At 32.3% G+C, this 22861-nt stretch carries 23 protein-coding genes and 1 tRNA gene; 7 read left to right on the top strand and 17 right to left on the bottom strand.

Going from position 1 to position 22861, the window contains the following annotated elements; genetic code table 11:
• The first annotated feature begins 144 nt into the window (after positions 1-144).
• The 4 genes from JC605_RS22040 to JC605_RS22025 all read left to right on the top strand — a co-directional run bounded on the left by JC605_RS22040 (position 145) and on the right by JC605_RS22025 (position 5606).
• Positions 145-564 carry a helix-turn-helix domain-containing protein gene (locus JC605_RS22040; protein WP_198858241.1) on the top strand — a complete coding sequence of 140 codons (420 nt, stop codon included), beginning with the start codon at positions 145-147 and terminating at the stop codon, positions 562-564.
• Between the two features lie 105 nt (positions 565-669).
• Positions 670-1299, top strand: coding sequence for an MgtC/SapB family protein (locus JC605_RS22035; protein ID WP_198858240.1), 630 nt, complete (start codon positions 670-672; stop codon positions 1297-1299).
• Between the two features lie 13 nt (positions 1300-1312).
• Positions 1313-1834, top strand: coding sequence for a GNAT family N-acetyltransferase (locus JC605_RS22030; protein ID WP_198858239.1), 522 nt, complete (start codon positions 1313-1315; stop codon positions 1832-1834).
• Positions 1835-1958: 124 nt separating this feature from the next.
• Positions 1959-5606, top strand: a complete 3648-nt coding sequence (locus JC605_RS22025; protein WP_198858238.1) for a DUF2339 domain-containing protein — start codon at positions 1959-1961, stop codon at positions 5604-5606.
• A gap of 100 nt (positions 5607-5706) precedes the next feature.
• Here the strand turns inward: JC605_RS22025 and JC605_RS22020 are convergent, their stop codons facing one another.
• The gene (locus tag JC605_RS22020) at positions 5707-6507 is read right to left on the bottom strand and encodes an AraC family transcriptional regulator (RefSeq protein ID WP_198858237.1); all 801 of its coding nucleotides are present in this window, start codon (positions 6505-6507) and stop codon (positions 5707-5709) included.
• A 67-nt stretch (positions 6508-6574) separates the two neighbouring features.
• On the opposite strand from JC605_RS22020, the gene JC605_RS22015 reads away from it, so the two are divergent.
• Entirely contained in the window at positions 6575-7714 is a 1140-nt protein-coding gene (locus JC605_RS22015; protein ID WP_198858236.1) for an Atu1372/SO_1960 family protein, read from the top strand.
• Between the two features lie 73 nt (positions 7715-7787).
• Here JC605_RS22015 and JC605_RS22010 read toward each other — a convergent pair whose 3' ends face one another.
• The 12 genes from JC605_RS22010 to JC605_RS21955 all read right to left on the bottom strand — a co-directional run bounded on the left by JC605_RS22010 (position 7788) and on the right by JC605_RS21955 (position 17446).
• Positions 7788-8603, bottom strand: coding sequence for a DUF4249 domain-containing protein (locus tag JC605_RS22010; protein ID WP_233074205.1), 816 nt, complete (start codon positions 8601-8603; stop codon positions 7788-7790).
• A gap of 28 nt (positions 8604-8631) precedes the next feature.
• The gene (locus JC605_RS22005; protein WP_198858234.1) at positions 8632-11253 is read right to left on the bottom strand and encodes a TonB-dependent receptor; all 2622 of its coding nucleotides are present in this window, start codon (positions 11251-11253) and stop codon (positions 8632-8634) included.
• 99 nt (positions 11254-11352) lie between these two features.
• Positions 11353-12195: a FecR family protein gene (locus tag JC605_RS22000; protein ID WP_198858233.1), complete on the bottom strand. Its 843-nt coding sequence runs from the start codon at positions 12193-12195 to the stop codon at positions 11353-11355.
• Positions 12196-12207: 12 nt separating this feature from the next.
• On the bottom strand, positions 12208-12417 hold the full coding sequence (locus JC605_RS21995) for a hypothetical protein (protein ID WP_198858232.1): 210 nt from the start codon (positions 12415-12417) through the stop codon (positions 12208-12210).
• A 46-nt stretch (positions 12418-12463) separates the two neighbouring features.
• Complete coding sequence (locus tag JC605_RS21990) at positions 12464-12985, bottom strand: RNA polymerase sigma factor (protein WP_198858231.1); 522 nt, start codon at positions 12983-12985, stop codon at positions 12464-12466.
• A gap of 290 nt (positions 12986-13275) precedes the next feature.
• Positions 13276-13998 carry a type 1 glutamine amidotransferase gene (locus JC605_RS21985; protein ID WP_198858230.1) on the bottom strand — a complete coding sequence of 241 codons (723 nt, stop codon included), beginning with the start codon at positions 13996-13998 and terminating at the stop codon, positions 13276-13278.
• Between the two features lie 85 nt (positions 13999-14083).
• Positions 14084-14566, bottom strand: a complete 483-nt coding sequence (locus JC605_RS21980) for a GNAT family N-acetyltransferase (RefSeq protein ID WP_198858229.1) — start codon at positions 14564-14566, stop codon at positions 14084-14086.
• 7 nt (positions 14567-14573) lie between these two features.
• The gene (locus tag JC605_RS21975; protein ID WP_198858228.1) at positions 14574-15992 is read right to left on the bottom strand and encodes a PLP-dependent aminotransferase family protein; all 1419 of its coding nucleotides are present in this window, start codon (positions 15990-15992) and stop codon (positions 14574-14576) included.
• 19 nt (positions 15993-16011) lie between these two features.
• Complete coding sequence (locus tag JC605_RS21970) at positions 16012-16380, bottom strand: hypothetical protein (protein WP_198858227.1); 369 nt, start codon at positions 16378-16380, stop codon at positions 16012-16014.
• A gap of 177 nt (positions 16381-16557) precedes the next feature.
• Positions 16558-16815 carry a hypothetical protein gene (locus tag JC605_RS21965; protein ID WP_198858226.1) on the bottom strand — a complete coding sequence of 86 codons (258 nt, stop codon included), beginning with the start codon at positions 16813-16815 and terminating at the stop codon, positions 16558-16560.
• Positions 16816-16886: 71 nt separating this feature from the next.
• Complete coding sequence (locus tag JC605_RS21960) at positions 16887-17297, bottom strand: ACT domain-containing protein (protein WP_198858225.1); 411 nt, start codon at positions 17295-17297, stop codon at positions 16887-16889.
• 75 nt (positions 17298-17372) lie between these two features.
• Positions 17373-17446: transfer RNA gene (locus JC605_RS21955), tRNA-Met, on the bottom strand.
• Positions 17447-17596: 150 nt separating this feature from the next.
• On the opposite strand from JC605_RS21955, the gene JC605_RS21950 reads away from it, so the two are divergent.
• Both JC605_RS21950 and JC605_RS21945 read left to right on the top strand, forming a co-directional pair.
• A complete protein-coding gene (locus JC605_RS21950; protein ID WP_198858224.1) occupies positions 17597-17989 on the top strand; it encodes an START-like domain-containing protein in 393 nt (130 codons plus the stop codon).
• Between the two features lie 54 nt (positions 17990-18043).
• On the top strand, positions 18044-18880 hold the full coding sequence (locus JC605_RS21945) for an aminotransferase class IV (protein ID WP_198858223.1): 837 nt from the start codon (positions 18044-18046) through the stop codon (positions 18878-18880).
• On the opposite strand, the gene JC605_RS21940 is transcribed toward JC605_RS21945, so the two are convergent.
• The 4 genes from JC605_RS21940 to JC605_RS21925 form a co-directional block, all read right to left on the bottom strand.
• Entirely contained in the window at positions 18877-19437 is a 561-nt protein-coding gene (locus JC605_RS21940; RefSeq protein ID WP_008464759.1) for a YqgE/AlgH family protein, read from the bottom strand. The genes JC605_RS21945 and JC605_RS21940 overlap by 4 nt on opposite strands.
• A gap of 128 nt (positions 19438-19565) precedes the next feature.
• Positions 19566-19838, bottom strand: a complete 273-nt coding sequence (locus tag JC605_RS21935; RefSeq protein WP_008464760.1) for an HU family DNA-binding protein — start codon at positions 19836-19838, stop codon at positions 19566-19568.
• Positions 19839-20018: 180 nt separating this feature from the next.
• Complete coding sequence (gene fmt / locus JC605_RS21930) at positions 20019-20966, bottom strand: methionyl-tRNA formyltransferase (protein ID WP_198858222.1); 948 nt, start codon at positions 20964-20966, stop codon at positions 20019-20021.
• Positions 20966-22861, bottom strand: coding sequence for an ATP-dependent DNA helicase RecQ (locus tag JC605_RS21925; RefSeq protein ID WP_198858221.1), 1896 nt, complete (start codon positions 22859-22861; stop codon positions 20966-20968). The genes fmt and JC605_RS21925 overlap by 1 nt, the downstream gene beginning before the upstream one ends.

Here is a 22861-nt window from a genome sequence, read left to right as displayed (position 1 = left end):
TAAAATTTATTTTTGTCTGAAAAGTTGTATTTTTGGCATCATATAAAAATAAGTTTCTATTTACCGTTTTTCGGTATCATGCAGAACAAATTATGTAATCTACATATTTCTTATTTTTAAAGTCGTAATTATTATCTTTGAACTATGAGTACAGTAACTAGACCAAATCACATCGGGAGAAAAATTAGCCTCATTCGTGAGCTAAAAGACATGAAACAAGAAGCATTGGCAATTGCTTTGGGAATAAGCCAGCAAGCAGTTTCAAATATCGAAAATAGTGAAACTGTTGATGAACAAAAATTAATCGAAATTGCAAAAGCTTTAGATGTAACTGTTGAAGCTATCAAGAATTTTTCGGAGGAAGCTGTATTCAATTATTTCAATAATTTTTACGATAATAGTCAAGGAAGTGTCGGAAATCATGATGGAAACCATCACTGCACATTTAATCCATTAGATAAATTAATAGAATCTGTTGAAGAAAATAAAAAGCTTTACGAACGCCTTTTGCAAGCTGAAAAAGATAAAATCGAATATTTAGAAAAACTATTGAAAGGAAAATAGTTTTTGTATAAAAACTTAAATAGAGAGAACCTTCAAAGTCATTTTGATTTTGAAGGTTTTTTTGTGTTTTTTATGTAATTTTATTTGAAAAAATAGAAGACTTTAATGGAACTAGAAATTATCATAAGATTGCTTTTAGCAGCATTTTGGGGCGCTTTAATTGGTGCCGAAAGAGAATACAGAGGAAAAGCAGCTGGACTTCGCACGACAATAATGATTTCTGTTGGAGCTTGTTTTTTTACCTTAATGTCACAATGGATCGGAGGATCTGGGAATCCAGACCGTATAGCTTCTAATATTGTTACAGGTTTAGGTTTTCTTTGTGCGGGAGTAATCTTTAGATCAGACAATCATGTTTCGGGCATTACAACGGCAGCGACAATATGGTCGGTTGCGGCGGTTAGTATGGGAGTAGGAGCGGGTTATTATTTTGCTTCGGCTTGTGCGGCACTTATGATTCTTATAATTCTAACAATGCTTACCATTCTTCAAGATAAAATTGACCTCATCAACGAACATAAAACGCTTAGAATAACCTTTAAACGTTCAGACGCAGGACACGCAAGATGCAAAGAACTTTTTTCGACTTATGGTATAAAATCTAAACTGTTAGTGCAACACCGTAATATAGACCATATTATTTTAGAATGGCAAATACATGGTTCTAAACACGCCATAGAATCCTTATATGCTTCGCTTTTGCAAGATCCTATTTTTGAAGAATTAGTTTTATAAAAAAATAAGAATAATGAATTTTAATTTACAACCCGTTTTAGAAAATGATCTTTGCATTGTATATCCTTTAGAAGAAAAAGATTTTGATGCATTATATAAAGCAGCTTCCGATCCTAAAATTTGGGAACAGCATCCAAACAAAGACCGATGGAAAAAAGAAGTCTTTCAAAATTTTTTTGAAGGAGCCATGAAAAGTAAAGGCGCTTTTAAAATTATAAACAAAGAAACCGGAGAAGTTATCGGAAGTACACGATTTTACGATTTTGATCAAGAAGACGATAGTATTTTTATCGGCTATACTTTTTATGCTGTTTCGTGCTGGGGAAAAGGCGTGAATCAAAGTGTAAAAAAGACCATGCTGGATTATCTTTTTCAATATGTATCCAAAGTGAAATTTCATATTGGTTCAGAGAATATTCGTTCGCAAATTGCAATTTCGAGAGTAGGAGCAAAAAAAATAGCTGAAGAAGAAGTGGCTTATTTTGGAGAAAAACCAAAGTTGAATTTTGTTTATCAGATCGAAAAAACAAATTGAACACTGGTTCTAATACAGCAAATTACTGGTGTCTTTTGATTTTTTGTTTTATCACAAAACTATTTTATTTAAAAAGTTAAATTAAGATTACAATTCTTACATTAGCCAATTCAAAATTTGGACTATGGAGAATTTTATTCTTTTATCATTAATTGCATGTGTTGTCATTTTATTTAATAATTTTTCGAAATTAAAGAAGGAGAATGAATTTTTAGATTCTTCTTATTCAAAGATTAAGGAAGATTATAAATCTTTGAAAAAAGAAATTGAAGAAATAAAAAATCAGCTGATTCAACCTGATTTTAAACCTGGAGACTTGACTTCTACAGCAGAAGAGATTGAAATAATTTCTGAACCTATACCCGAAAATATACCTTTAATTATTCCAGATGCTGCTTCTCTTATTGACGATATTTCTCAAGAAAGCAATATTGTAGCAGCAGAAATTTCAGAAAGTCCAATATTAGTTTCAGATACTTTAACAGCTGATTCCTATAACGAAATTGAAGCAAACGAAAATTCTCAGTTTGTAGAAAATTTTGAAACGCTTCCTGTAAATAAAGAGACTCTAAATGATGATTCGAAAGAATTTGAAGAAGAGAAAATTTATGTAGAAAGCGCTTTTTCAGTTTTAATCAAAAAATTAGAACAGCAATTTGCCGAAAACTGGACCGGAATTCTTGGAACCGCAATTATGGTGTTAGGAATTGGTTATCTGAGTATTTATACAGCATTGAAAGTTTCGCCAATGTTCCGTGTATTAATTCTTTGGTTGTATGCTGGAATTTTAGCTGGATCTTATTATTTTTTAAAGAAGAAAGAAAAATGGTTCAAAACAGGACTTTGGCTTCGTAGCGCTGGAGCAAGTTTATTCTTGTTTGGCTGTTTTGGTGCATCGCAGATTCCAGCTCTTACATTTATAGATAATATTCCCCTTGCGTATTCGCTTATTGGAATCGGAATCGGAATCAATTTGTTTGTGGGATATATTATTAAGCAGCAAACTTTTTTATCGCTTCATACTATTTTGAGTATTTTAATTCTCTGTGTAATTCCCGAAAAACTATTAATTACATTTTTACTAGCGTCAGTCACTGCAACAGCGGGAATTATTTTATCGTACAAAGAAAAATGGGAGTATCATTTGTTAATTGTTATTTCTGGTTTTATAATATTTGATATTTGGTTTACACAAGGCACAAATGCGTTAAGTAAGTCTCAAAATATCTTCGCTATAATCGGTATTGTTTTGGTTTCGGTTAGCTGTATGTATATGCAATACAGAAGTATTTATGCCAATACAAGATTTGATAAAATTGCCTTTGTAACGCATTTAACCAATTGGATTTTATTTGCTTTAGGCCTGGTTTTGCATTCAACCGGAAGCAGAATCAAAATCTTTGTTTTGCTGGCCGCGGGTATTCTTTGCCTTTTTGCAACACTATTTGCCAGAAAGAAAAAGATTTTTTGGCTGTATCATCTTGACGGAATGGTTTCGTTTGTACTTTTTGCTTTAACCATTTTTATGCTTAATGATTGGAAAGTAGGTTATGATATAATCGCATGCGGATTGTACTTCTTAGTGGTTACATGCCTAATAATTGTTTACAAAAGCAAGGAAATTTTATTGCATAAAATATTTTTAGGACTCAATCATGCTTTAGGGATTTTTATTTTAGGATTCTTTATTTTGCACATCAATCCATCCTCAGTACAAACCAATATTACAAATATCTTTGCTTCCTTAATTGTGATGATAGTGGCAACATTGTCAGTTTCTGTTTTTTGTGTTGCAAGAAAAGAATTTTTAGAAACAGATGCTTTCGTTTTAAAGAAAGATTTGAGCTTAAATGGAATTCTCTCTATTCTGTTTTCAATGTTCTTTTTCATAAGCTGGTATCATACAATCGAAATTTCGTTCTATTATCCGCTTGTGTTTATTGCTTTATTGTGGTGTCTTTTGCGCTTCAAATTCAAAACAAACACATTTGATATAGGAAGATTTACTTTTTTAAACATTGCTATTGTAGTAGGTGTAGTATTAATTGCTATAGAAGCAAAATCTAATTTAGATATTTTTTATGCTCTAGGAATTATTGCTGTAATTATAGCAAACTGGTTTGTAAAGGAATTTTATACAGATAAAAGCATTATTAAAACAATTAGCATTGTGGGGGCAAATGCGTTACTTGTTTCGCTTTCTTATAAATATCTGTTTTTAGGAAATATTGTTCAAATTTTGCCTTGGATTGCTATTGCTATATTAAACCATGAATTTCTTTGGCTTCAATTTAAGCGAAAAACACTTTCTTCAGACAACCAAATTCTGCTGTATCTTTTTTGTGCGGTTTTTTTAATCTTCGGAAATGCTTTGTTTTTATATAACACTCAATTTTTAAATACTATCGAAATTGGATTGATTGCTTTGGGACTTTCTGCTGTCGAAGTTTATATTTTGTTTGCAGATAAAATAAGAAACAAGTCAAACGAGGTTATTTCTGGATGGGGAAGTTTCCATACATTAAATTGTGAGCTGATACTTCTTAATGCTTTAATTTTTGGTTTCTCTTGTATTGAACTTACCTATATTCCAATATATTTAGGAGGTTTGGCTATATTAATTTTTTGGATTTTTCAGAAAATTGAAAAATTTGGGCGTTACAACATTTATTCGTTTGTACTATTAATTGGAACAATATTTTTAAGTATTTATCAGGCCATTTTTGATGCCAATCCTGATAATAGAATTATACTTTATAGTGTGCAAGCCTTATGCGTTTTGCTATCTGTAGTTTATTATTATTTGCAAGTAAAAAGTACAAGAGAAGCAGGTAAAATGTTTATTTCAGTTTTACCGATTGTTCAAAACTTATGGATCATAACTTTATTATTTATTCAGGTAGAAATTGCTTATTTGCCAACTATATTTATGCTTTTGGCCATCTTGAATTTCGGTCTGATTTTATACAGAAAGATAAATTTAGCTCCAGAATCGATTTTAATTATTTCACTTTTGTCCATTTTAGTTTCTGCTTTTTACAGCGTCAAAAAGCTTAATGATTTTGATTTGATCGATTGGGGATTACAGCTATTGAGTGTGGCTTTATTGATTGTCTTAGTTATCCTGATCAAGAAAAAAGATTTCATAAAAGAATTGAAAGTAGATTTTCAAATTGTCATCAATCTTTGGCTTTCTACAATTATGTTTGCGCAATTAGAGCATAAATGGCTTCCTGTGTTTTGGGTCTCAACTGCTATTGTAAATAGTATTCTTTATTATAAAAAAATAGGAAACAAAAAGGAAATCAGTATTGTGTATTACTTACTGGCCAATTTTCATTTGGCTTTTGTAAGTTTCAATTATTTTGAATCTAGATTCGAATTTGTATACCTTATTATATTTGCGTTACTGGCACTATACATTTTTATTGTCTATAAATATATCGAAGATTTCGAATTTAAAAACAGCATTATTATTTATCCAGCCACTTTTAGTATTGGTTTATTTTTGTTCCTTACATTCGATAAAGGAATCTTAACCTTCTTCTGGATATTAGAATCTCTAGGATTGCTTATATTAGGTATTCTTCTTAAAGAAAAATATTTTAGATATGTATCATTGTCTTTGGTAGGAATTTGTGTTATACGACTCATGTTTTTTGACTTATCAAACGCAGATTTCCTAATCAGAGCTATGGTTTTATTAGGAGTTGGAATAGTACTTTTGATTATGAATACGCTATTTAAAAAATACAAAGAGCGATTTGATTAACATAAATCTTTCTCAATAAAAAGAACCACAAATTCATTTATTTGAATTTGTGGTTCTTGTGTTTTAGACCCTGATTTAATTTGTTTTTTTAGCTAAAATATCATTTCCTAAGTTTTGGTTTTTCTTGAATTATATTAAAATAAGAAGCGCTAAAAGCAGATAGACTTTTATAACCAACCAAATGAGCAATCTGACTTAAAGTATATTGTTTGGCATCTAAAAGTTCAATGCTTTTTAGAATACGAATTAGCTGCAAATATTTTTGAAGCGTAATATTTGTTTTCTGTTTAAAAATCCTTTGCAAACTTCGAACCGACATTTGGGCTAGATTGGCCAATTCGTCAATTTCAAAAGCATATTGATAATTTTTGTTGATGTAATCGCAAACAGGAATCAAACGGTCATCTGCAGGAACTGGAATTTGTAATGCATTGTTTTCTTTGCAAAAGTTAGGAAGACTCGTTAAAATCGCTTTTAAGAAATTGGACTGTTCTTCATTTTCTGTTAAAAGTTTATCCCATTTTTGAGCATAAAGAATCATTTCTTTTAAAACATTGGGAGCCGAGAAAACATGCACATTTTGAAAAAAATCTTGCGTGGGAACAGATTTGAATAAAGCAATTATCAAGTTTACGGTTTTAGATTCCGAAGAAATGCGATGTTCTTTTTTGGTCGGAATCCAGATAACATGGTTTTGCGGAACGAGATAAGTCTTTTCTTCAATATGAAAATATTGATAACCCTCTTCTACATAAGTTAATTGGTAACGTTCGTGCGTGTGCAGATATTCGTCATGCTGCCAGTTTTGGTCGTACCAAACATAAGCGTTTGTTGATATATTGTCTAGAAATTGACCTTCCGTTGGTTCAGATAAGCCACATTTTAAATTGGCGTTTTGCATGTACTTTTTGGCAAAGTTAATAAAAACGTCATCGCTAATTTTGTAAATGAATATAATTTACAATAACATGAATAAACTACATCTCTTTTGGATCGGTATTTTGACATTATTAGTGATCCATACAAGTGAAGCGCAGAATAAAAAAACGAACATATTGGTACTTATACATTCTGACAATGGCGGAACTTACGAATTGGCAAAAGAAATTGCTAAAGGAATCGAGAGTGATCAAAATGCTACAGCAATTATAAAACAGGTAAAAACGGCAACTAATTCAAAATTAAAAGAAATTCCAGTTGCAACGGTTGAGGAGTTGCCATCGTATGACGGAATCGCGTTTGGTTCTCCTGTTTATTTTGGAAATATTAGTACTGCCATGAGTGAGTTTCTCTCTAAAACAGTCAATTTATGGACGAATCATGCTTTAGAAGGAATGCCTGCAATGGTTTTCATGTCGGCAGGAAGTGGCGCTGGAAAAGAATTGGCTTTACAGTCTTTTTGGAATAGCTTGGCTGTGCATGGAATGGTTTTGGTTTCAAACGGAATTAGAGGTAATGAAAAAATCGACAAGAAAATTCCGCAGGGAAATTCTGTTTTAGGAACCACAAGTTTGGCTTCCTTAAAAGATGTTGAAAGACCAACAAAAGATGAACGTTATTTAGCCGAATTGCAAGGAAAAAATTTTGCTAAAGTTGCTTCTGCTTTAAAAGGAACTTTTGCTAAGAAAGAAATAACAGTAAAACAAGAATCTTCAATTAATGCTATTTTAAAATCGAAGAATATTGTATTGCCGCAAGTTCCTAAACCAGCAGGAAATTATCAGCCATATGTTCGTACAGGAAATTTGATATTTATTAATCAAGTGGCTTTAAAAGATGGAAAAATCCTGAATCCAGGAAAATTAGGAGTGAATGTTGATGAACAGCAAGTTAAAGACGCAACCGAACAGACAATGCTAAACGTAATTTCGGTTTTGAATGAAGCAGTTGACGGAGATTTAAACCGTGTAAAACGTTGCGTACAATTGACAGGAATTTTTAACACCAAAGACGATTATACCAAACACGCCGATTTAATGAACGTTGCTTCAAATCTTACTGTTGAAATTTTTGGCGAAAAAGGAAAACATGCTAGAGCGACTTTCGGAGCTTCTTCAATTCCGGTAAATTCTTCAGTAGAAATACAAGCTGTTTTTGAGGTAGAATAAAATTAGCTTAAAAAGAAAAACTCCTTAAATGTTTTATTTAAGGAGTTTTTGAATTTATGAAATGGTTGTTTATTTATTTCACCAAGTAAGGAACCTGATCTGCTTCGCAAAGTCTAAAATAGCCCAAAGCAAAATTAGTAGCATCGGTTGTATTTACAATGTTTCCTCTAATATTTCCAGGAGGAATAGAAAACGGATTAGAATTTGAAGCTTCTAGAATTAATTTCCAATAATTATAGAAATTTTTAGAAACACCTCTATGCGTAATTGTTACAGTCGTTCCCGTTTTTATATCGTCTTCATGAGAATATCTTGTACTGATTTCGTTTCCGTTATAAAATTCATCATTTGTGATTTCATATTCTGGATAAATCAAAAATGAACTTTGATAATCAGTCACATAATAATTGGTTTGATCTGCAGGATCAGTGTAATAAAAAGTCAATTCAATGATATCTGTTCCGTCAAAATCTTTAACAATATTTTGCTCCACTTTATTAATTGGAGTTACAGAAGTCAATTTTTCAACAGCTGTAAAACTTTGGCCTTCGGCATCAACAAATAATTTATAATCAGCATTAAGTACAGGAACAAAATTGGTGCATTTGTACACTCCAGCTTCGGTTTCGTTAAAAGTAAAAGTATCGCCATTACCGTTTTCTACTCGTACCTGCGCACCCGAAACTTTTGGCGTCGAGCCGCTGTAGTAAGGAGCTGTTTTACTAATTTTTATAGTTTGTTCTTTCCCGTCGGTTCCTTTTTTCCAAATAATTTCAGCATCAATAACCAGTTTGGTTTCACCAGTTGGCAAATCAAGATTGACCACATCTTCGCATGAAGCAAAAGAAAAAACAAAAAGTAGAGTTATTAATGCCAGTGCTTTGTTCATTATGTGTTTTTTTAATTTATTCATAGCATTAAAATTTAAAATTATAAGTAACTCCAGGTACAATTCCGAAAATAGAAAGTCTTCGGGTTTCATTTGCTCCTGTGTCTTCATTGGTTGTAAAACTCATAGAAGCTGCATTTTTTCTGTTGTAAACGTTGTAAAGGCTAAATACCCAATAGCTTTGCCACCCTTTCTTTTTGTCTGGTTTTGGCGTATAAGTCGCTGCGAGATCAAGATGGTGGAAAAGTGGTAATCTGTTTTCGTTTCTTAAAGAATAATTTGGAACATGGATGCCGCCCATTTCATAATAACCATTAGGATACGTTACTGGCTGACCAGATTGTAAAGTGAAATTACTATTGAAAGACCATTTCGGATTCAATTCATAACTTCCCACAATGCTTAAATTATGCAATTTGTCATATCCAGATAAATACCAATTACCGTTTGCAATTCCCGGTTCTTCAGGAGTTCTTCCTGGTGTTTTTTGTTCGGCTCTAGATAAGGTATATGAAACCCATCCTGTGAATACGCCAGTATTTTTTCTAAACAGTAATTCCATTCCATAAGATCTGGCTTTCCCGTTTAGAATAACTTGCTCAATGTTGTTGTTAGCCAAAACATCAGCACCGTCAATATAGTCAATACGATTTTGAACATTTTTATAAAATAATTCAGTTTCTAAAGAGTAATCTCCGTCTTTAAAATTTCTAAAATAACCCATCGCATACTGATCCAAAAGCTGAGGTTTTGTAAAAGGTCCGCTTGGAGTCCAGATGCTCATTGGTAAAGGAGATTGTGTGTTTGATAAAATATGAATGTACTGCGCCATTCTGTTGTAACTTGCTTTTATAGAAGTTTCGTCATTAAAGGCATAAGATAAAGCAGCTCTAGGTTCAAAATTATTGAATTTGCTGATAGTTTTTCCTTTTCCGTAAGTAATGCTTCCGTTTGGCGTTCCTTCTTCATAAATATTGTATAACGGATTATACACTACTGCCTGACCATTTTCGTAAGTGCTTATTGTTTCATCTCCTAAACGATAAAACATGCTGTAGCGAAGTCCGTAACGGAAATTCAATTTCTCAGTAATCTGATTTTCGAAATCAACAAAAGCAGATGCTTCTAAAGCATATTTTTTATCCAATTGCATATAATTGAACTGAGAATCTGGGCTAGTTGGTTTTACAACTCCCGGATTGAAATTATAATACAAACCATCAACACCATAATTGATTTTAAATTTCTCAGACTGCTGAAGATTCCAATTGTATTTCAATCCGTAACTCTGAATGTTGCTGTCCCATTTAAAGCTTTCAATCGGAATTTCTAAATTAAATCTGTAATCACTATAGAACGTTGATAAATTACTGCTTAAGCGATCAGAAAATTTATGTTTCCAGCTCAAAATTCCCATTGTGCTTCCATAAGTGCTTGCAAAACGATCATTAATATCGAATACGTCATTTCCGAAATAACCAGAAAATGAAAGCGTGTTTTTGGCGTTAAAACGATAGTTCAGCTTTGTATTCAAATCATAAAACATTGCTGAGTTATTATTATCAGCCAATTTCATAAATAAATGTGCATAAGAAGCACGCCCAGAAAGAATAAAAGAACCTTTTTCTTTTTGCAACGGACCTTGAACTAAAAGACGGCTCGAAATAATCCCGATTCCTCCATTAACTTTATACTCTTCAAAATCTCCCGTTTGTTGCGTAACATCTAAAACAGAAGAAACGCGTCCTCCAAATTTTGACGGAATTCCTCCTTTGTATAAATCTAAACCGTTTACGATATCAGCATTAAAAATAGAAAAGAACCCGAACATATGCGAATCTGCATAAACAGGAGCACCATCTAAAAGAATCAAATTCTGATCGGCAGCACCACCGCGAACATTAAAGCCAGAAGAAGCTTCTCCAGCATTGGTAACTCCAGGCAAAGTCAAAATCGATTTTAAAGGATCGGCTTCTCCCATTGCAACTGGAATTTTTTTGATTTCCTGCATAGAAAGCCTGTTAACACTCATTTGGGTTGTTTTAATGTCAACTGCTTTATTATTCATTACAATAACTTCTCCCAATTGCTGACTGTCAGAATCGATGTTGAAATTAACCTTAGTGTCATCAGAAACAGAAACTCGTTTTTCTTCATTTTTAAATCCAACATAACTTACCTGAACGGTATAATTTCCATTTGGAACATCGATGCTATATTTTCCGTTAGGATCTGTTACAACACCAGTTTCGAGTTCTTTAATGTAGACATTAGCGCCAATAACAGGTTGTCTTTCGTCATCAAGAACGTGGCCGGTCAGCTTGCTTTTTTTTTTGGCAGGCTTTTGAGTTTGTTGCGTTTTCTGCTTAACAAAAATATTATTGCCAACTATAGAAAATTGTACAGACGAAATTTTATTCAATTCCGTAATAAGACTGCTGATTTCAATATTCTTAAAAGTATTTTTCTGAGTAAAATACTTTTTATTGGTATCAATTTGATCAGTAAAAGCAAATTTAAGATCGGTTTGATTTTCGATCTGTTTAAAGAATTCTTTTAAAGTTACATTTTGGTCAACAGTTACGGTAACGCTTTGAGCGGACATACACAAACTGAATAAAAAAAAGCATGCTGAAATTATATGCTTCATGAAATTTTGTATTTTTGAATATTATTAAATGGATAACTTAATGTTATCCTGAACATTAAGGAGGATGTGGAGTTTCGCGGCTTACATCCTTTTTTGTCTTCATTGAAAAGTAATCTGCTTTAAATCTTCATTTATTTCAAAGTTTAGGTTATACATTTCTGATAGTAATTGTAAAATCGTTTTTAAATCTTCTTTTCTATTGATTCGAATTGTGATTTTCTGATTTTGGTTTTCTTTCGGAAGAACCACTTTATAGCCATAATTCTCTTCGATGTAATGGCTTATCGCAGAAAGATTTTCATTATCAAAATCTACAAAACGGCTAAATTCTGATACCGAAGCGGTTTGGTTTCCGTAGGTGAATTTTTCTCCCGGTTTCAAAATCCATTTTTGATTTTGACCTTTCACATTCATCTGAACGCTTCCTTCAAATAATTCAACAGTAATTTCTTCATTTTTAGATTCTTTCACTATAAAGGAAGTTCCTAAAACGGTAGTTGTTGTTTCATCGCAAAAAACCTGAAATGGATGCTGTTTGTCTTTCTTAACTTTAAAATAGGCCTCGCCATCCATTTGGATTTTTCTATTTAAAGCAAAATCGTTTCCATAAATAATTTTAGAATTTGGAGCCAATTCTACTTTTGAGCTATCTGGCAAAACCACATATTTTATTGTTGAGGTTTTATTTTCGATTACATTTTCAGAAAGAACTACATTTTCAGCTGAAGGGTTTTCTGTAAAATAAAATCCAGTTCCAATAAGAGCAAAAAGTAAAACCGAAGCCGCCGCATAAAGATGCCAAGGCTTAAATTTTCTTTTCTTTTTTGAAAATGTTATAGAATGAAATTGTTCCCATGAAGCTTCTTTTTCATCTTCGGAGTGAGAAAGGGGAGACTCTTTCCATAATTTTTTAAATTCTTCGTCAAATTTTTCCTGATCCATCTTTTCTAGATATTAAATGATTTGACAATGAAATCCTTGTTTACTGAAAACACGATAAACCATTTCTTTAATATCACGGTTGGTTTCGATTTTGAGGATGTTTTCGCGTCCCTGACGATCAAAATTGATGATACAGTCAGAAATGACAAACTGAAGATAAGCTACAAGCAAGCTGGCATCTTTCTTTGTTTTTACATTAGTTTTATACGCTTCGATATGCATTTTTAGTTCTTGTTTTATAGTATAACAAACGAGAACTAAAAAGTTCCTAATGGTTTTCGATTTTTTTTCGAATAAATTTACTGGCGAGATAAATATGATTGGCAATGGTCTTTTCAGAAAGATCCGTTATTTCTGCAATCTCCTTATAGCTAAGGTTTTCCAGTTTATGTAAAGTGAAGATTTTTTGTTGCTGTTCTGGAAGCTGATTAATGAAATTTTGTAGTTTTTCTTGCCTTTCTTCAAAAATTCCAGAGTCTGATTCTTCCTGTGGCACGTCAACTTGATTCGGATCAAGCTGAATTATTTTATTTTCTCTGTTAACGTGATTGATAATAATGTTTTTGCAGATAACAAATATCTGTTTGTCAAACAAAACATCTTCGTTAAGCAGTTCTCTTTTATTATATAGTCTTATGAAAGTTTCCTGAACAAAGTCTTCAGGAGTAAATACAGAAGAGTTAAATCGTTTGGCAATATTTATTAGTTTATCGTAGTAGCTGAAGTAAACTTCCTTAAAAGCCGCTTCATTACCTTTTTTTAAACTTAAAATAAATTTTTTATTGTCCATAACGAAAATATCGTAACTAGCTTCCTAGTCTAAACTCATTGGTATCAATATTATTGTATTCAGAAATTTGAGCAATTTCAAATCAGAAATGTAATAAGTTGCAAAGAACTGTAATTAAATTTAAGATTTGACGCTTTTGCAGCAGAAATGTTACAAATAGGGGGAAGCTTTTTTTTCTGGTGGAGTAAAATTAAGAAGAATGTTTTGGAGTTGAGGACTTTTTTTTAGTAAAAATGGAAAGCAATTATTCTCTTTTTATTGCTGAAAATGTATCGTCAATTTGACACTGCTTATAAAAGCATTTTATAAGCAGCTGTAAGTTTATCTAAAAAAAGAAAAAGCTTTTCGTTCATTTCTGTATAATTATGAGAAAGAATTTCTTCAGGATTTTGAACAAATGGATATTTTTTGCTTTTGGCTAATAAATCAGTTTCACTTTCAATTAAAAGAGAAACGACTTTGGTTGTGAGTTCCATATGACATTGAAAGCCATAAACAAGATCAGAATAAGAAACAATCTGAACAGGACACCCTTCGCTAAAAGCTAAGACTTTACTTTCTTTGGTTAAACCTGGCATATCGTTGTGCCAATGGCCAACATTTAAAGTGGTGCCAAAATGATTTATTTTGTCGTCTATTAATCCTTCTTTGGTTAAAGTAATCGGAAAGACTCCAATTTCTTTTTCTGGACTATGACCAAAATTTGCTCCTAAAGCTTCGCTAATAAGTTGCGATCCTAAACAAACTCCCACAACTGCTTTTCCTAGAGAAATGCATTTTCGAATCAAAGCAATTTCAGCTTCAGCATTAAAATAACGACATTCTTTAAGAGTCATGTTTGGACTTTGAGGTCCGCCCATTACAATCAGCATGTCTATAAAATCAGCAGAATCTGGCAAAGCTTCATTTTTATAAACTTTAGAAAAAGTTATTTTGTGATTTCTGCTTTCTGCCCAATTCAAATACGCGCCTGGAGCTTCGTAAGTTTCGTGTTGTATAAAGTGTATGTTCATTCGATCTAAAAAAATTACAGCAAATATATTAGGATAAAGAGCGTTTTTGATAGTCCACTTTTTCTTTTACTGAAATAGTCCAGATTTAAGAATTTAGCATAAGAATCATCTGAATATCAACTCTATCATAAGCTGACGAAAGGCCTGTTACTTCTTTAAATCCTAATTTCTCATACAATTTAATAGCTGGTTTCAATTTGGTATTGCTTTCTAAATAAATTTTAGAAGCTCCTTTTTCTTTAGCCCATTTTATCGCAGATTCTGCCAATAATAATCCAACACCTTTTCCTTGCGCTTTCGGATTAACGGCCATTTTGGCTAATTCGTAATCGTAATCTTTTCCTTCACTTTTTATTAATGCGCAAACGCCTAAAACTTCCTCGTTTAAAACTGCAGCAAAAATTTCTCCGCCTTTGTTTATAATGTAATCTTCGGCATGATCAAGCGCTTTTACATCATTTGGTTCAACTACAAAATAATTTGAAATCCATTCTATGTTTAAATCCTTGAAATCTTTTTTGTATTTCGGGTTATAAGTTACTATTTCTACTTGTTCGTTATTTTTCATAATGCTATTAAATACTATTTTTTATTATTCTGCCCAATTTTTCCAGATCAGAATTTACGCGTTCATTCCATTCTAAAACATAGGTTAATCTCATGCAGTTGTTGTATTGATTGTACTGCGAAAAAATTCTTCCTGGTGCAAAGACGATTTTTTGAGCGAGAGCAGTGTTGTATAATTCTGTTGTAGAAATTCTTTCATCTAATTCTATCCATAACATAAAACCGCCTTTTGGCTGTGCTATTTTGGTGTTGTCTGGAAAATAAGATTCTACAGCACGGCTAATCTGAAGATAATTATTGTAAAGCTTATTTCTAAAAGACCTCAGATGATGATCGTAACGTCCATGTTCTAAGAAATCTGCAATGACATCTGAATATAAAGAAGAATTGCAAACCGTTTGAACTAGTTTTTGACGTATGATTTTATCTTTAAATTTTCCGGGTGCAATCCATCCAACGCGATAACCTGGTGCAAGCGTTTTAGAAACAGATCCGATCCACAAAACCAAACCAGCTTCGTCATAAAATTTGCAAGGCTTTGGGCGTTCTGAACCAAAGTAAAGATTGCCGTAAATATCGTCTTCAATTAATGGAATATTATATTGTGTTATCAGTCGTACCAGTTCTTGCTTGTTTTCATCAGGCATTTGAAACCCCATTGGATTATTAAAATTAGTAACAAAACAACAGGCCTTTATTTCAGGCATTACTTTTTTTAAAGCGTCGAGATCTATTCCATACAAAGGATGGGTCGGAATTTCAACAGCTTTTAAACCTAATGCCTTAATGGCTTGAAGTATTCCAAAATAAGCAGGACTTTCTACAGCAACACTGTCTCCTGGAGATGTCACGGCCATAAGTGCATTGTACATAGCATGCATAGCGCCAGAAGTAATTACAAGATCGTCTTCGGTAATTTTTCCTTCCATAACAAGTGCCCATTTTGCAATGGCACGTCGAAGTTCTTCAGATCCTTGAACGGGTTCGTAGGTTGTGCCGGCGTCACTTCTATTTCGTACAGCATTGATGATTCCTTTGTTAAGTTTTGCAATTGGAAGAAAATTTTTTCCAGGTAATCCAAGTGCAAATTGTGTTACATCGGTTTGATTGATGGTACCGAAAACTTTATCAATAAGATCTTCGGGTGTATTTTCTGTTTCGTGATTGTTTATACTCGCAATTGTTGGAAGTGCCGTTGTGCGTTGTGAACTTTTGCTTACATAGTATCCCGTTTTTGGACGAGATTCTATAAGAGAACGGCTTTCGAGTTCTAAATATGCTTGTTTAATAGTATTAAGACTAACATTATATAGTTTTTGTGCACTTCGTACAGAAGGCAGTTTGTCGCCAAGCATTAATGTTTCAGTGTGAATTTGATCTTCAATGATTTTGGCAATTTTTAAATATAATGTTTCTTGATTCTTCATTGTGCTTTTTCTTAAGCGTTTAAAGGTTGAGATAATGAATAAAATGTTCGGTACTTTTTTTTAGTTGTTCAGCATTATTGAAATTGGCACTTCTTTTTTTCGTTAGAAATTTTTTGATGTATTCATTAAATGCTGCTTTATCTTCATTTGTCAAACTTCCGTTATCATAAATTTTAAATCCGATTTCATTATTTTCATCCAATACTAAACTTGCAAACGAATTTATTTCATTGTCTTTTTCGCAGAGAAGAAAAGGCATTCCAAAAAGCATTTTATCTTCAGCTTTTTCACGCATGTTCTGAATGAAGATGTTTTGCAAAATCTCCATATCAAATACATAAACTTCTCTAAATGTTGTTTTTTTCTGTGTTGCTGCTTTAGATTCCATATCTTTTTTTAGCAAAATTATTGCTATCGGGTTTATGGGTACAGATACAGAAAAAACTTTTTTTACGGGTACAGATTAAAATTACTGTTTTTTGTTGAGAGGAAGAAATAATTGTAAAAAGAAAGTCCCTGAATGCAATTCAAGGACTTTAAATTATAAAGAAGAAAAGGGAATTAGTTATTGATTTTCCTTTTCTAAATCGGCAGCAGAAATCTGATCTAATATATTCGTTTGATTTGGCGAAATATAGTTTTTATTTTCGATCGTTGCTTCTTTCTTAAAAAGAAGATCTAAGGCATTATATAGTTTTAATAAAACATCACGATCTGCTTTATCAATTTCTAAAGCAGTGTTAAAGTTAAAAACATAATTATTCGAATTGCGTACTTCGACTTTTATTGTTTTTGATGTGATCTTAAATTTAACTATATCCATATGTTTGTAAATTACCTTTGCAAAATAACTATTTTAATGGCAGTTTTTGCGGATATTTTTTGATTTTTTAATTACAAATATTTTTTATTCTCCTCTTTTAATTTTAGCAATACATCCATTGCTTTTTGCGCGTCATTTTCATCAACAAATATATGGTCGTGCAAATAGGCAGCAACTACATTGCAGCTTATATTGGCTTTTCCTAAAGCTTGAGAAAATGCAGCAGTTAAACCTACTGCAGCCAAAGAAGAATGAACTTCTAAAGTAATCCAAGAAGCAACATAAGAGAAGTTAAGATTAAGTTCTTCTGCAAAGTATTTTTCTAGTACAACTGTAATTCCTTCTTGCTCTTTAAATAGAAATAAAATTTTAGAAAAAGGAATTAAATCTAAAGAATCTACTTTGGTGAAAACATACTTTCCGTTATTAAGAAGAGGATTAAGATTCTCTAAAATAGTGCTCAAATTTGTTTCGCCTTCCATAAAAATAGGGTTGATTTTTATTTAAAAATAATAAAAAACCCTTAAACATTTCTGCTTAAGGGTTTTACCTTCTAGTAGCGAGGACGGGAGTTGAACCCGTGACCTCAGGGTTATGAATCCTGCGCTCTAACCAACTGAGCTACCTCGCCTGGACTGCTATCATGAATTCGTGATTGCGGGTGCAAAGATAGAAATAATATTAAAGCGTGCAAGCATAAATTGAAGAAAAAAAAATATTTTTAAAAATGCATTGTTTTTGGACATATATTCTTATATTTCGAAAAAATTAAAAGTAGCACATGGATTCAAAAATACGTTACGAAATCGAGTTTCCGATCAATTCTTCGCCACAATTATTGTATCAATATATATCAACGCCGTCAGGTTTACAAGAATGGTTTGCTGACAATGTTAATTCAAGAGGTGAAATTTTTACTTTCATCTGGAATGATTCGCAGGAAAAAGCACGTTTGGCTTCAAAAAAATCTGGAGAAAAAGTAAAATTCAAATGGGTTGATGATAGCAGTAAAGATACCGAGTACTTTTTTGAACTTCATATTTTAGTTGATGAGTTGACTAAAGATGTATCGCTTATGGTAGTCGATTTTGCTGATAAAGAAGAATTAGGCGAGGCTAAACAATTGTGGGAGAACCAAATCTCAGATCTAAAACATCTTATAGGATCTGTTTAGTAAAAGTCTATTTTATACCTTATATTTGCCCTGAACAAAATTCAGGGTTTTTTTATGATTAATTTTAACGGAAACATAGCGCAAGAAGATACAATATTAACTCAAAACCGCGCTTTTTTATACGGAGACGGTATCTTTGAAACAGTAAAAATTATCAATGGAAAAATCTTGTTTCTTGAGGATCATTATTTTAGGCTAATGGCTTCTATGCGAGTAGTGAGAATGATGATTCCGATGGATTTTACAATGGAATATTTTGAAGAGCAAATTCTGAACTTGGTAAAAGAACAAGGAATTGCATCTTCAGCTCGCGCAAGAATAACAGTTTTTAGAAATGATGGTGGTTTGTATCTTCCGAAAACTAATGATATCTCATTCTTAATCAATGCAACTCCAATTGAGGGTGTTTCTTATATTATAAATTCAAACGAATACGAAGTAGATTTGTATAAGGATTTCTATGTGACAAAACAGTTATTGTCGTCTCTTAAAACGACTAATAAAATGATTAATGTTACTGGAAGCATCTATGCGCACGAAAATGACCTTGCCAATTGCATTTTGCTAAATGACAGTAAAAATGTAGTAGAGGCGCTTCAGGGAAATATTTTCATGCTAACAGGTAAAAAGCTTATTACCCCTCCAGTTTCAGAAGGAGCTTTAAACGGAATTATGCGTAAACAAATTTTAGCGATTGCTAAAAAAATAGAAGGCATAGAAGTGCTAGAAGAAATAATTTCGCCATTTGATCTTCAAAAAGCAGACGAATTATTTCTGACTAATGTAATCATGGGAATACAGCCGATAACTAAATATCGAAAAAAAGAGTTTACAACAAATCTGGCTCATTTATTAGTGCAGAAACTAAATGAATCCATAGCAGAAAATTAATTCAGATATGGATTTTCTGGTGCGTTAGACCAAATAAGATAATCACCGCCTAGCTCAATAATCTGCTCTTTCCAAAAGTGAGTGGTAGATTTTCCGATAATTTTATTTTTATAATTATTATCAGCAATAATCCAAGAGTTTCCTTGCATCTCATTCTCAAGCTGATTTTCTTCCCAACCGGTATAACCTAAGAAAAAACGAATATTATTTTTGCTAATAGATCCGTTGTTTATAAGGTCTTTGGTGGACTCAAAATCGCCTCCCCAATAAATTCCATTTGAAATCTCCACACTGTTTGGAATTAACTCAGGAATATTATGGATAAAATAAAGGTTGTCTTGTTCTACAGGGCCTCCGTTATATATCTTAAAGTTAGCATCAATCTCAGGGATTAAGTCATTAATAGTATATTTTAATGGCTTATTAATTATAAAACCTATTGATCCTTCTTTGTTATGGTCTGCTAATAAAATTACCGATCTGTTAAAAGATAAATCTCCAATTATTGAAGGCTCGGCAATAAGCAGGTGTCCTTTTTTTAATTTTTCTGAAATCATACGGTTACAATTTTTATTAAATTTAATCATAAAAAAATTAAAATCACAAAAAAAATCGTTAAACCGCATAAAAAAACCTCCCATATGGAAGGTTTTAATTATATTATAAGTTTAGAGAACTTTCTTACTTAGTTCACTGCACCTTCTAATTCAGCTCCAGCTTTGAATTTTACAACGTTTTTAGCTGCGATTTTGATAGTTTTTCCTGTTTGAGGGTTTCTACCGTCTCTAGCAGCTCTTGAAGATACTGACCATGATCCGAAACCTACTAATGAAACTCTTCCACCTTTTTTCAAAGTAGTTCCTACATTACCTAAAAAAGACTCTAAAGCTAATTTCGCCGCAGCTTTTGTAATTCCTGCATCAGCAGCGATAGCATCGATTAATTCTGATTTGTTCATAATAATTAGTTATTAATTGTTGGTTAAAAAAAATTGTTAATACACAAATTTAGTAGGAAATCCGTTGCGTGCAAGTGTTTTCTTTATTTTTAGCAAAAATTGTTAATAACTTGCTTTTTTTGTTCATAAAGAGTGTTGTTTATCGATAAAAAGTAGGTGCAAACCCCTGTTTTACTGACCTTAATACACTTTTGCAGACTCCGAAAAACTCACTCCATTTAATAATTCTGAAGCAAGCATTCTCTTTTTTCCTGGAAATTGTAGACTTAATAACTGAATAAAGCCATCTTTTATTGCAATCTTGATTTCTTTTTTAGTACTAATTAGCTTTCCAATCTCATAAGAGTGTGATTCTGAGACTAGTTTTGCTTCATAAATTTTGATGTTTAATTCTTCATTTTGGTCTTTCAAAAAGCACCAAGAAGCGGGATAAGGACTTAAACCTCGAATTAAGTTGTTGATTTCTGTCCCAGATTTGGTCCAATCAATTTTGCAGTTTTCTTTATTTAGTTTGTAAGCCGTTTTAATATCGTCATTATCTTCTTGAATTGTTGTGGTAACATTTCCGTTTTCAATAACCTTTAAAGTGTCAATTACAGTTGTGCTTCCTAATTCCATTAAACGATCATGCAGTTGTCCTGCCGTTTCTTCTGGTTCAATATTGATTTCAGAATTTAAAATCATTGCACCAGTATCAATTTTATCATCTATAAAAAAAGTGGTAACTCCAGTTTTAGTTTCACCATTAATAATTGCCCAGTTAATTGGAGCGGCTCCACGATAATTTGGAAGCAATGAAGCATGAAGATTAAAAGTTCCTAAACTTGGCATTTCCCAAACCACTTTTGGTAGCATTCTAAAAGCAACTACGATTTGTAAATTAGCATTTAACGCTTTTAATTCTGCTAAGAAACTTTCATCTTTTAAATTGGTTGGCTGTAATAAAGTAAGATTGTTTGCAAGCGCATATTCTTTTACTGCAGAATATTTTATTTTTTGTCCGCGACCTGCTGGTTTATCTGCAGCAGTAATTACGCCCACGACTTCGTAGTTATTTTTGATAATGGTATCCAAAATGCCAACAGCAAATTCTGGCGTTCCCATAAATATAATTCTCAATTTCTCCATTATGATTTTAAAGTGTATTTATTATTCGCTTGTATAATGATATGATTATTTTCGAGTAATTCCTGAAGAACCGATAGAATATCTTTGCTATTCATTTTTATCTGGTTTTCAATTTCTCTCGAAGTCAGCGAAGCGTTTTTCAATAGAGATAAAATCCTATCTGCAATCGAATCGGCTTCGGTAATTTTTCCTTTTAGTGTAATGCAGTACGAACAAATGCCGCAATTTTCTCTGGTTTCTTCTCCAAAATAGTTTAAAACCAATCTGTTTTTGCAGGTTTTATTGTCTTTTATATAATGTAAAACAGACAAAAGCTGTTCTTTTTTAACTTCATTTTGTTTTTCTAAATACTTTGAAACCCTATTTATAGTAAGGTCGTCTTCACGGACTTCATTAAATAAAATGGTAGCGTCGTTGTTTTTAGATTTGTATTCTATAATTTCTTTTTCTTTCAGTTTTTCTAAAACCGCAATAATTTGTTCTTCAGACCGATTTGATTTTTTTGCAATTAATCCTAAATTCAAATTAGCTTTTACATCGTAAATGCCTGGATAAGTTCTTAAAATTGCCAAAATAATTTCTTCATCATTCGGATTCAAGCTCATATATCGAATCACTTCTTTAGACTCAATCAAAAATTGTACGCTAATTTTTTCTGAAAATTCCTGAGACATTGTAATAATTCCTTGCTGGCTCAAAAACTGCAAAGCATTGTATGTTTTGAGAGTAGGGAATTCGTATTTATTGCAAAAATGATTCAATTTGAACGAGAAAGTTTCGTCTAAACCTTCTCCGTATGCAATCTGAAAATAATTGCAGAGTTTGATGTACATCGTTTTTAAAAACTTCTTATCAGGAAGAATATTTATAAACTGCTGTTCGGTCTGGATCATGTCTGAATTATTGTAAAGCAAGACCGAAAAAGCTTTTTCGCCATTTCGTCCAGCCCTGCCAGACTCTTGATAATAATTTTCTATATTTTCTGGAAGCTGTGTATGAATAACAGTTTTAACATTGTCTTTGTCAATTCCCATTCCAAAAGCATTTGTTGCCACAATAACCTGAGCTTGTTGTGACATCCATAATTGCATGTTTTTGTCTTTTTCTTTAGCCGAAAGACCACCGTGATAATAAGTCGAAGTGAATCCTAAAGATTGCAATTGAGAAGACATGTTTAAACACGCTTTACGATTTCGTACATATATAATAGAAGGCTGCGGATTTTTTTTAAGAATTTGTTCAGTTCTATAAAGTTTATCTTCAACTTCAAAAACCATATAAGCAATGTTTTTTCGCTCAAACGATTGTTGAAAATGTCTTGGATTTTTTAATTCTAATTGTGTTCTGATATCTTCAATAACTCTCGGAGTTGCCGTTGCTGTTAAAGCCAAAAAAGGAATTTTCGGAAAGTGTTTTTTAAGTTCTGAAATTTTAAGATAAGCAGGTCTAAAATCATGACCCCATTGCGAAACACAGTGCGCTTCGTCAATAGCAATTAAATTTATGGGTAAATTTTTAATACGCTCCAAAATCCAGTCCGATTGTAATCTTTCTGGAGATAGATATAAGAATTTGTAATTTCCGTATTGGCAATTGTCTAGAAGATCGATCAATTCTTCGGTATGAATTCCGCCTGTAAGAGCAATTGCTTTAATGTCTCTTTTTTGCAGATTAGCAACCTGATCTTTCATTAAAGCAATTAAAGGAGAAATAACAAGACAGATTCCTTCCTGCATCATGGCGGGAACCTGAAAACAAATCGATTTTCCGCCGCCCGTAGGAAGTACGGCAAAAGTATCCTGTCCTTCAAGAACAGAGTCAATAATTTCTTTTTGCAACGGTCTAAAACTGTCGTGTTTCCAGTATTTTAGAAGAATATCCTGCGCTCCGAGCAT

Source organism: Flavobacterium sp. IB48 (assembly GCF_016405855.1).
Taxonomy (GTDB): domain Bacteria; phylum Bacteroidota; class Bacteroidia; order Flavobacteriales; family Flavobacteriaceae; genus Flavobacterium; species Flavobacterium ginsengisoli.
This window is presented reverse-complemented; position numbering and strand designations above follow the sequence as displayed.

What these genes read in the sequence shown, in the direction of transcription:
- JC605_RS21975 (WP_198858228.1), bottom strand. Translation starts at nt 15,992, where the DNA reads ATGAAGAATCAAGAAACATTATATTTAAAAATTGCCAAAATCATTGAA.
- JC605_RS21935 (WP_008464760.1), bottom strand. Translation starts at nt 19,838, where the DNA reads ATGAACAAATCAGAATTAATCGATGCTATCGCTGCTGATGCAGGAATT.
- JC605_RS22040 (WP_198858241.1), top strand. Translation starts at nt 145, where the DNA reads ATGAGTACAGTAACTAGACCAAATCACATCGGGAGAAAAATTAGCCTC.
- JC605_RS22030 (WP_198858239.1), top strand. Translation starts at nt 1,313, where the DNA reads ATGAATTTTAATTTACAACCCGTTTTAGAAAATGATCTTTGCATTGTA.
- JC605_RS21980 (WP_198858229.1), bottom strand. Translation starts at nt 14,566, where the DNA reads ATGAAAAATAACGAACAAGTAGAAATAGTAACTTATAACCCGAAATAC.
- JC605_RS22000 (WP_198858233.1), bottom strand. Translation starts at nt 12,195, where the DNA reads ATGGATCAGGAAAAATTTGACGAAGAATTTAAAAAATTATGGAAAGAG.
- JC605_RS22035 (WP_198858240.1), top strand. Translation starts at nt 670, where the DNA reads ATGGAACTAGAAATTATCATAAGATTGCTTTTAGCAGCATTTTGGGGC.
- JC605_RS21945 (WP_198858223.1), top strand. Translation starts at nt 18,044, where the DNA reads ATGATTAATTTTAACGGAAACATAGCGCAAGAAGATACAATATTAACT.
- JC605_RS22010 (WP_233074205.1), bottom strand. Translation starts at nt 8,603, where the DNA reads ATGAACAAAGCACTGGCATTAATAACTCTACTTTTTGTTTTTTCTTTT.
- JC605_RS21940 (WP_008464759.1), bottom strand. Translation starts at nt 19,437, where the DNA reads ATGATTTCAGAAAAATTAAAAAAAGGACACCTGCTTATTGCCGAGCCT.
- JC605_RS21950 (WP_198858224.1), top strand. Translation starts at nt 17,597, where the DNA reads ATGGATTCAAAAATACGTTACGAAATCGAGTTTCCGATCAATTCTTCG.
- JC605_RS22020 (WP_198858237.1), bottom strand. Translation starts at nt 6,507, where the DNA reads ATGCAAAACGCCAATTTAAAATGTGGCTTATCTGAACCAACGGAAGGT.
- JC605_RS21925 (WP_198858221.1), bottom strand. Translation starts at nt 22,861, where the DNA reads ATGCTCGGAGCGCAGGATATTCTTCTAAAATACTGGAAACACGACAGT.
- JC605_RS22005 (WP_198858234.1), bottom strand. Translation starts at nt 11,253, where the DNA reads ATGAAGCATATAATTTCAGCATGCTTTTTTTTATTCAGTTTGTGTATG.
- JC605_RS21960 (WP_198858225.1), bottom strand. Translation starts at nt 17,297, where the DNA reads ATGGAAGGCGAAACAAATTTGAGCACTATTTTAGAGAATCTTAATCCT.
- JC605_RS21965 (WP_198858226.1), bottom strand. Translation starts at nt 16,815, where the DNA reads ATGGATATAGTTAAATTTAAGATCACATCAAAAACAATAAAAGTCGAA.
- JC605_RS21990 (WP_198858231.1), bottom strand. Translation starts at nt 12,985, where the DNA reads ATGGACAATAAAAAATTTATTTTAAGTTTAAAAAAAGGTAATGAAGCG.
- JC605_RS21995 (WP_198858232.1), bottom strand. Translation starts at nt 12,417, where the DNA reads ATGCATATCGAAGCGTATAAAACTAATGTAAAAACAAAGAAAGATGCC.
- JC605_RS22015 (WP_198858236.1), top strand. Translation starts at nt 6,575, where the DNA reads ATGAATAAACTACATCTCTTTTGGATCGGTATTTTGACATTATTAGTG.
- fmt (WP_198858222.1), bottom strand. Translation starts at nt 20,966, where the DNA reads ATGGAGAAATTGAGAATTATATTTATGGGAACGCCAGAATTTGCTGTT.
- JC605_RS21985 (WP_198858230.1), bottom strand. Translation starts at nt 13,998, where the DNA reads ATGAACATACACTTTATACAACACGAAACTTACGAAGCTCCAGGCGCG.
- JC605_RS21970 (WP_198858227.1), bottom strand. Translation starts at nt 16,380, where the DNA reads ATGGAATCTAAAGCAGCAACACAGAAAAAAACAACATTTAGAGAAGTT.
- JC605_RS22025 (WP_198858238.1), top strand. Translation starts at nt 1,959, where the DNA reads ATGGAGAATTTTATTCTTTTATCATTAATTGCATGTGTTGTCATTTTA.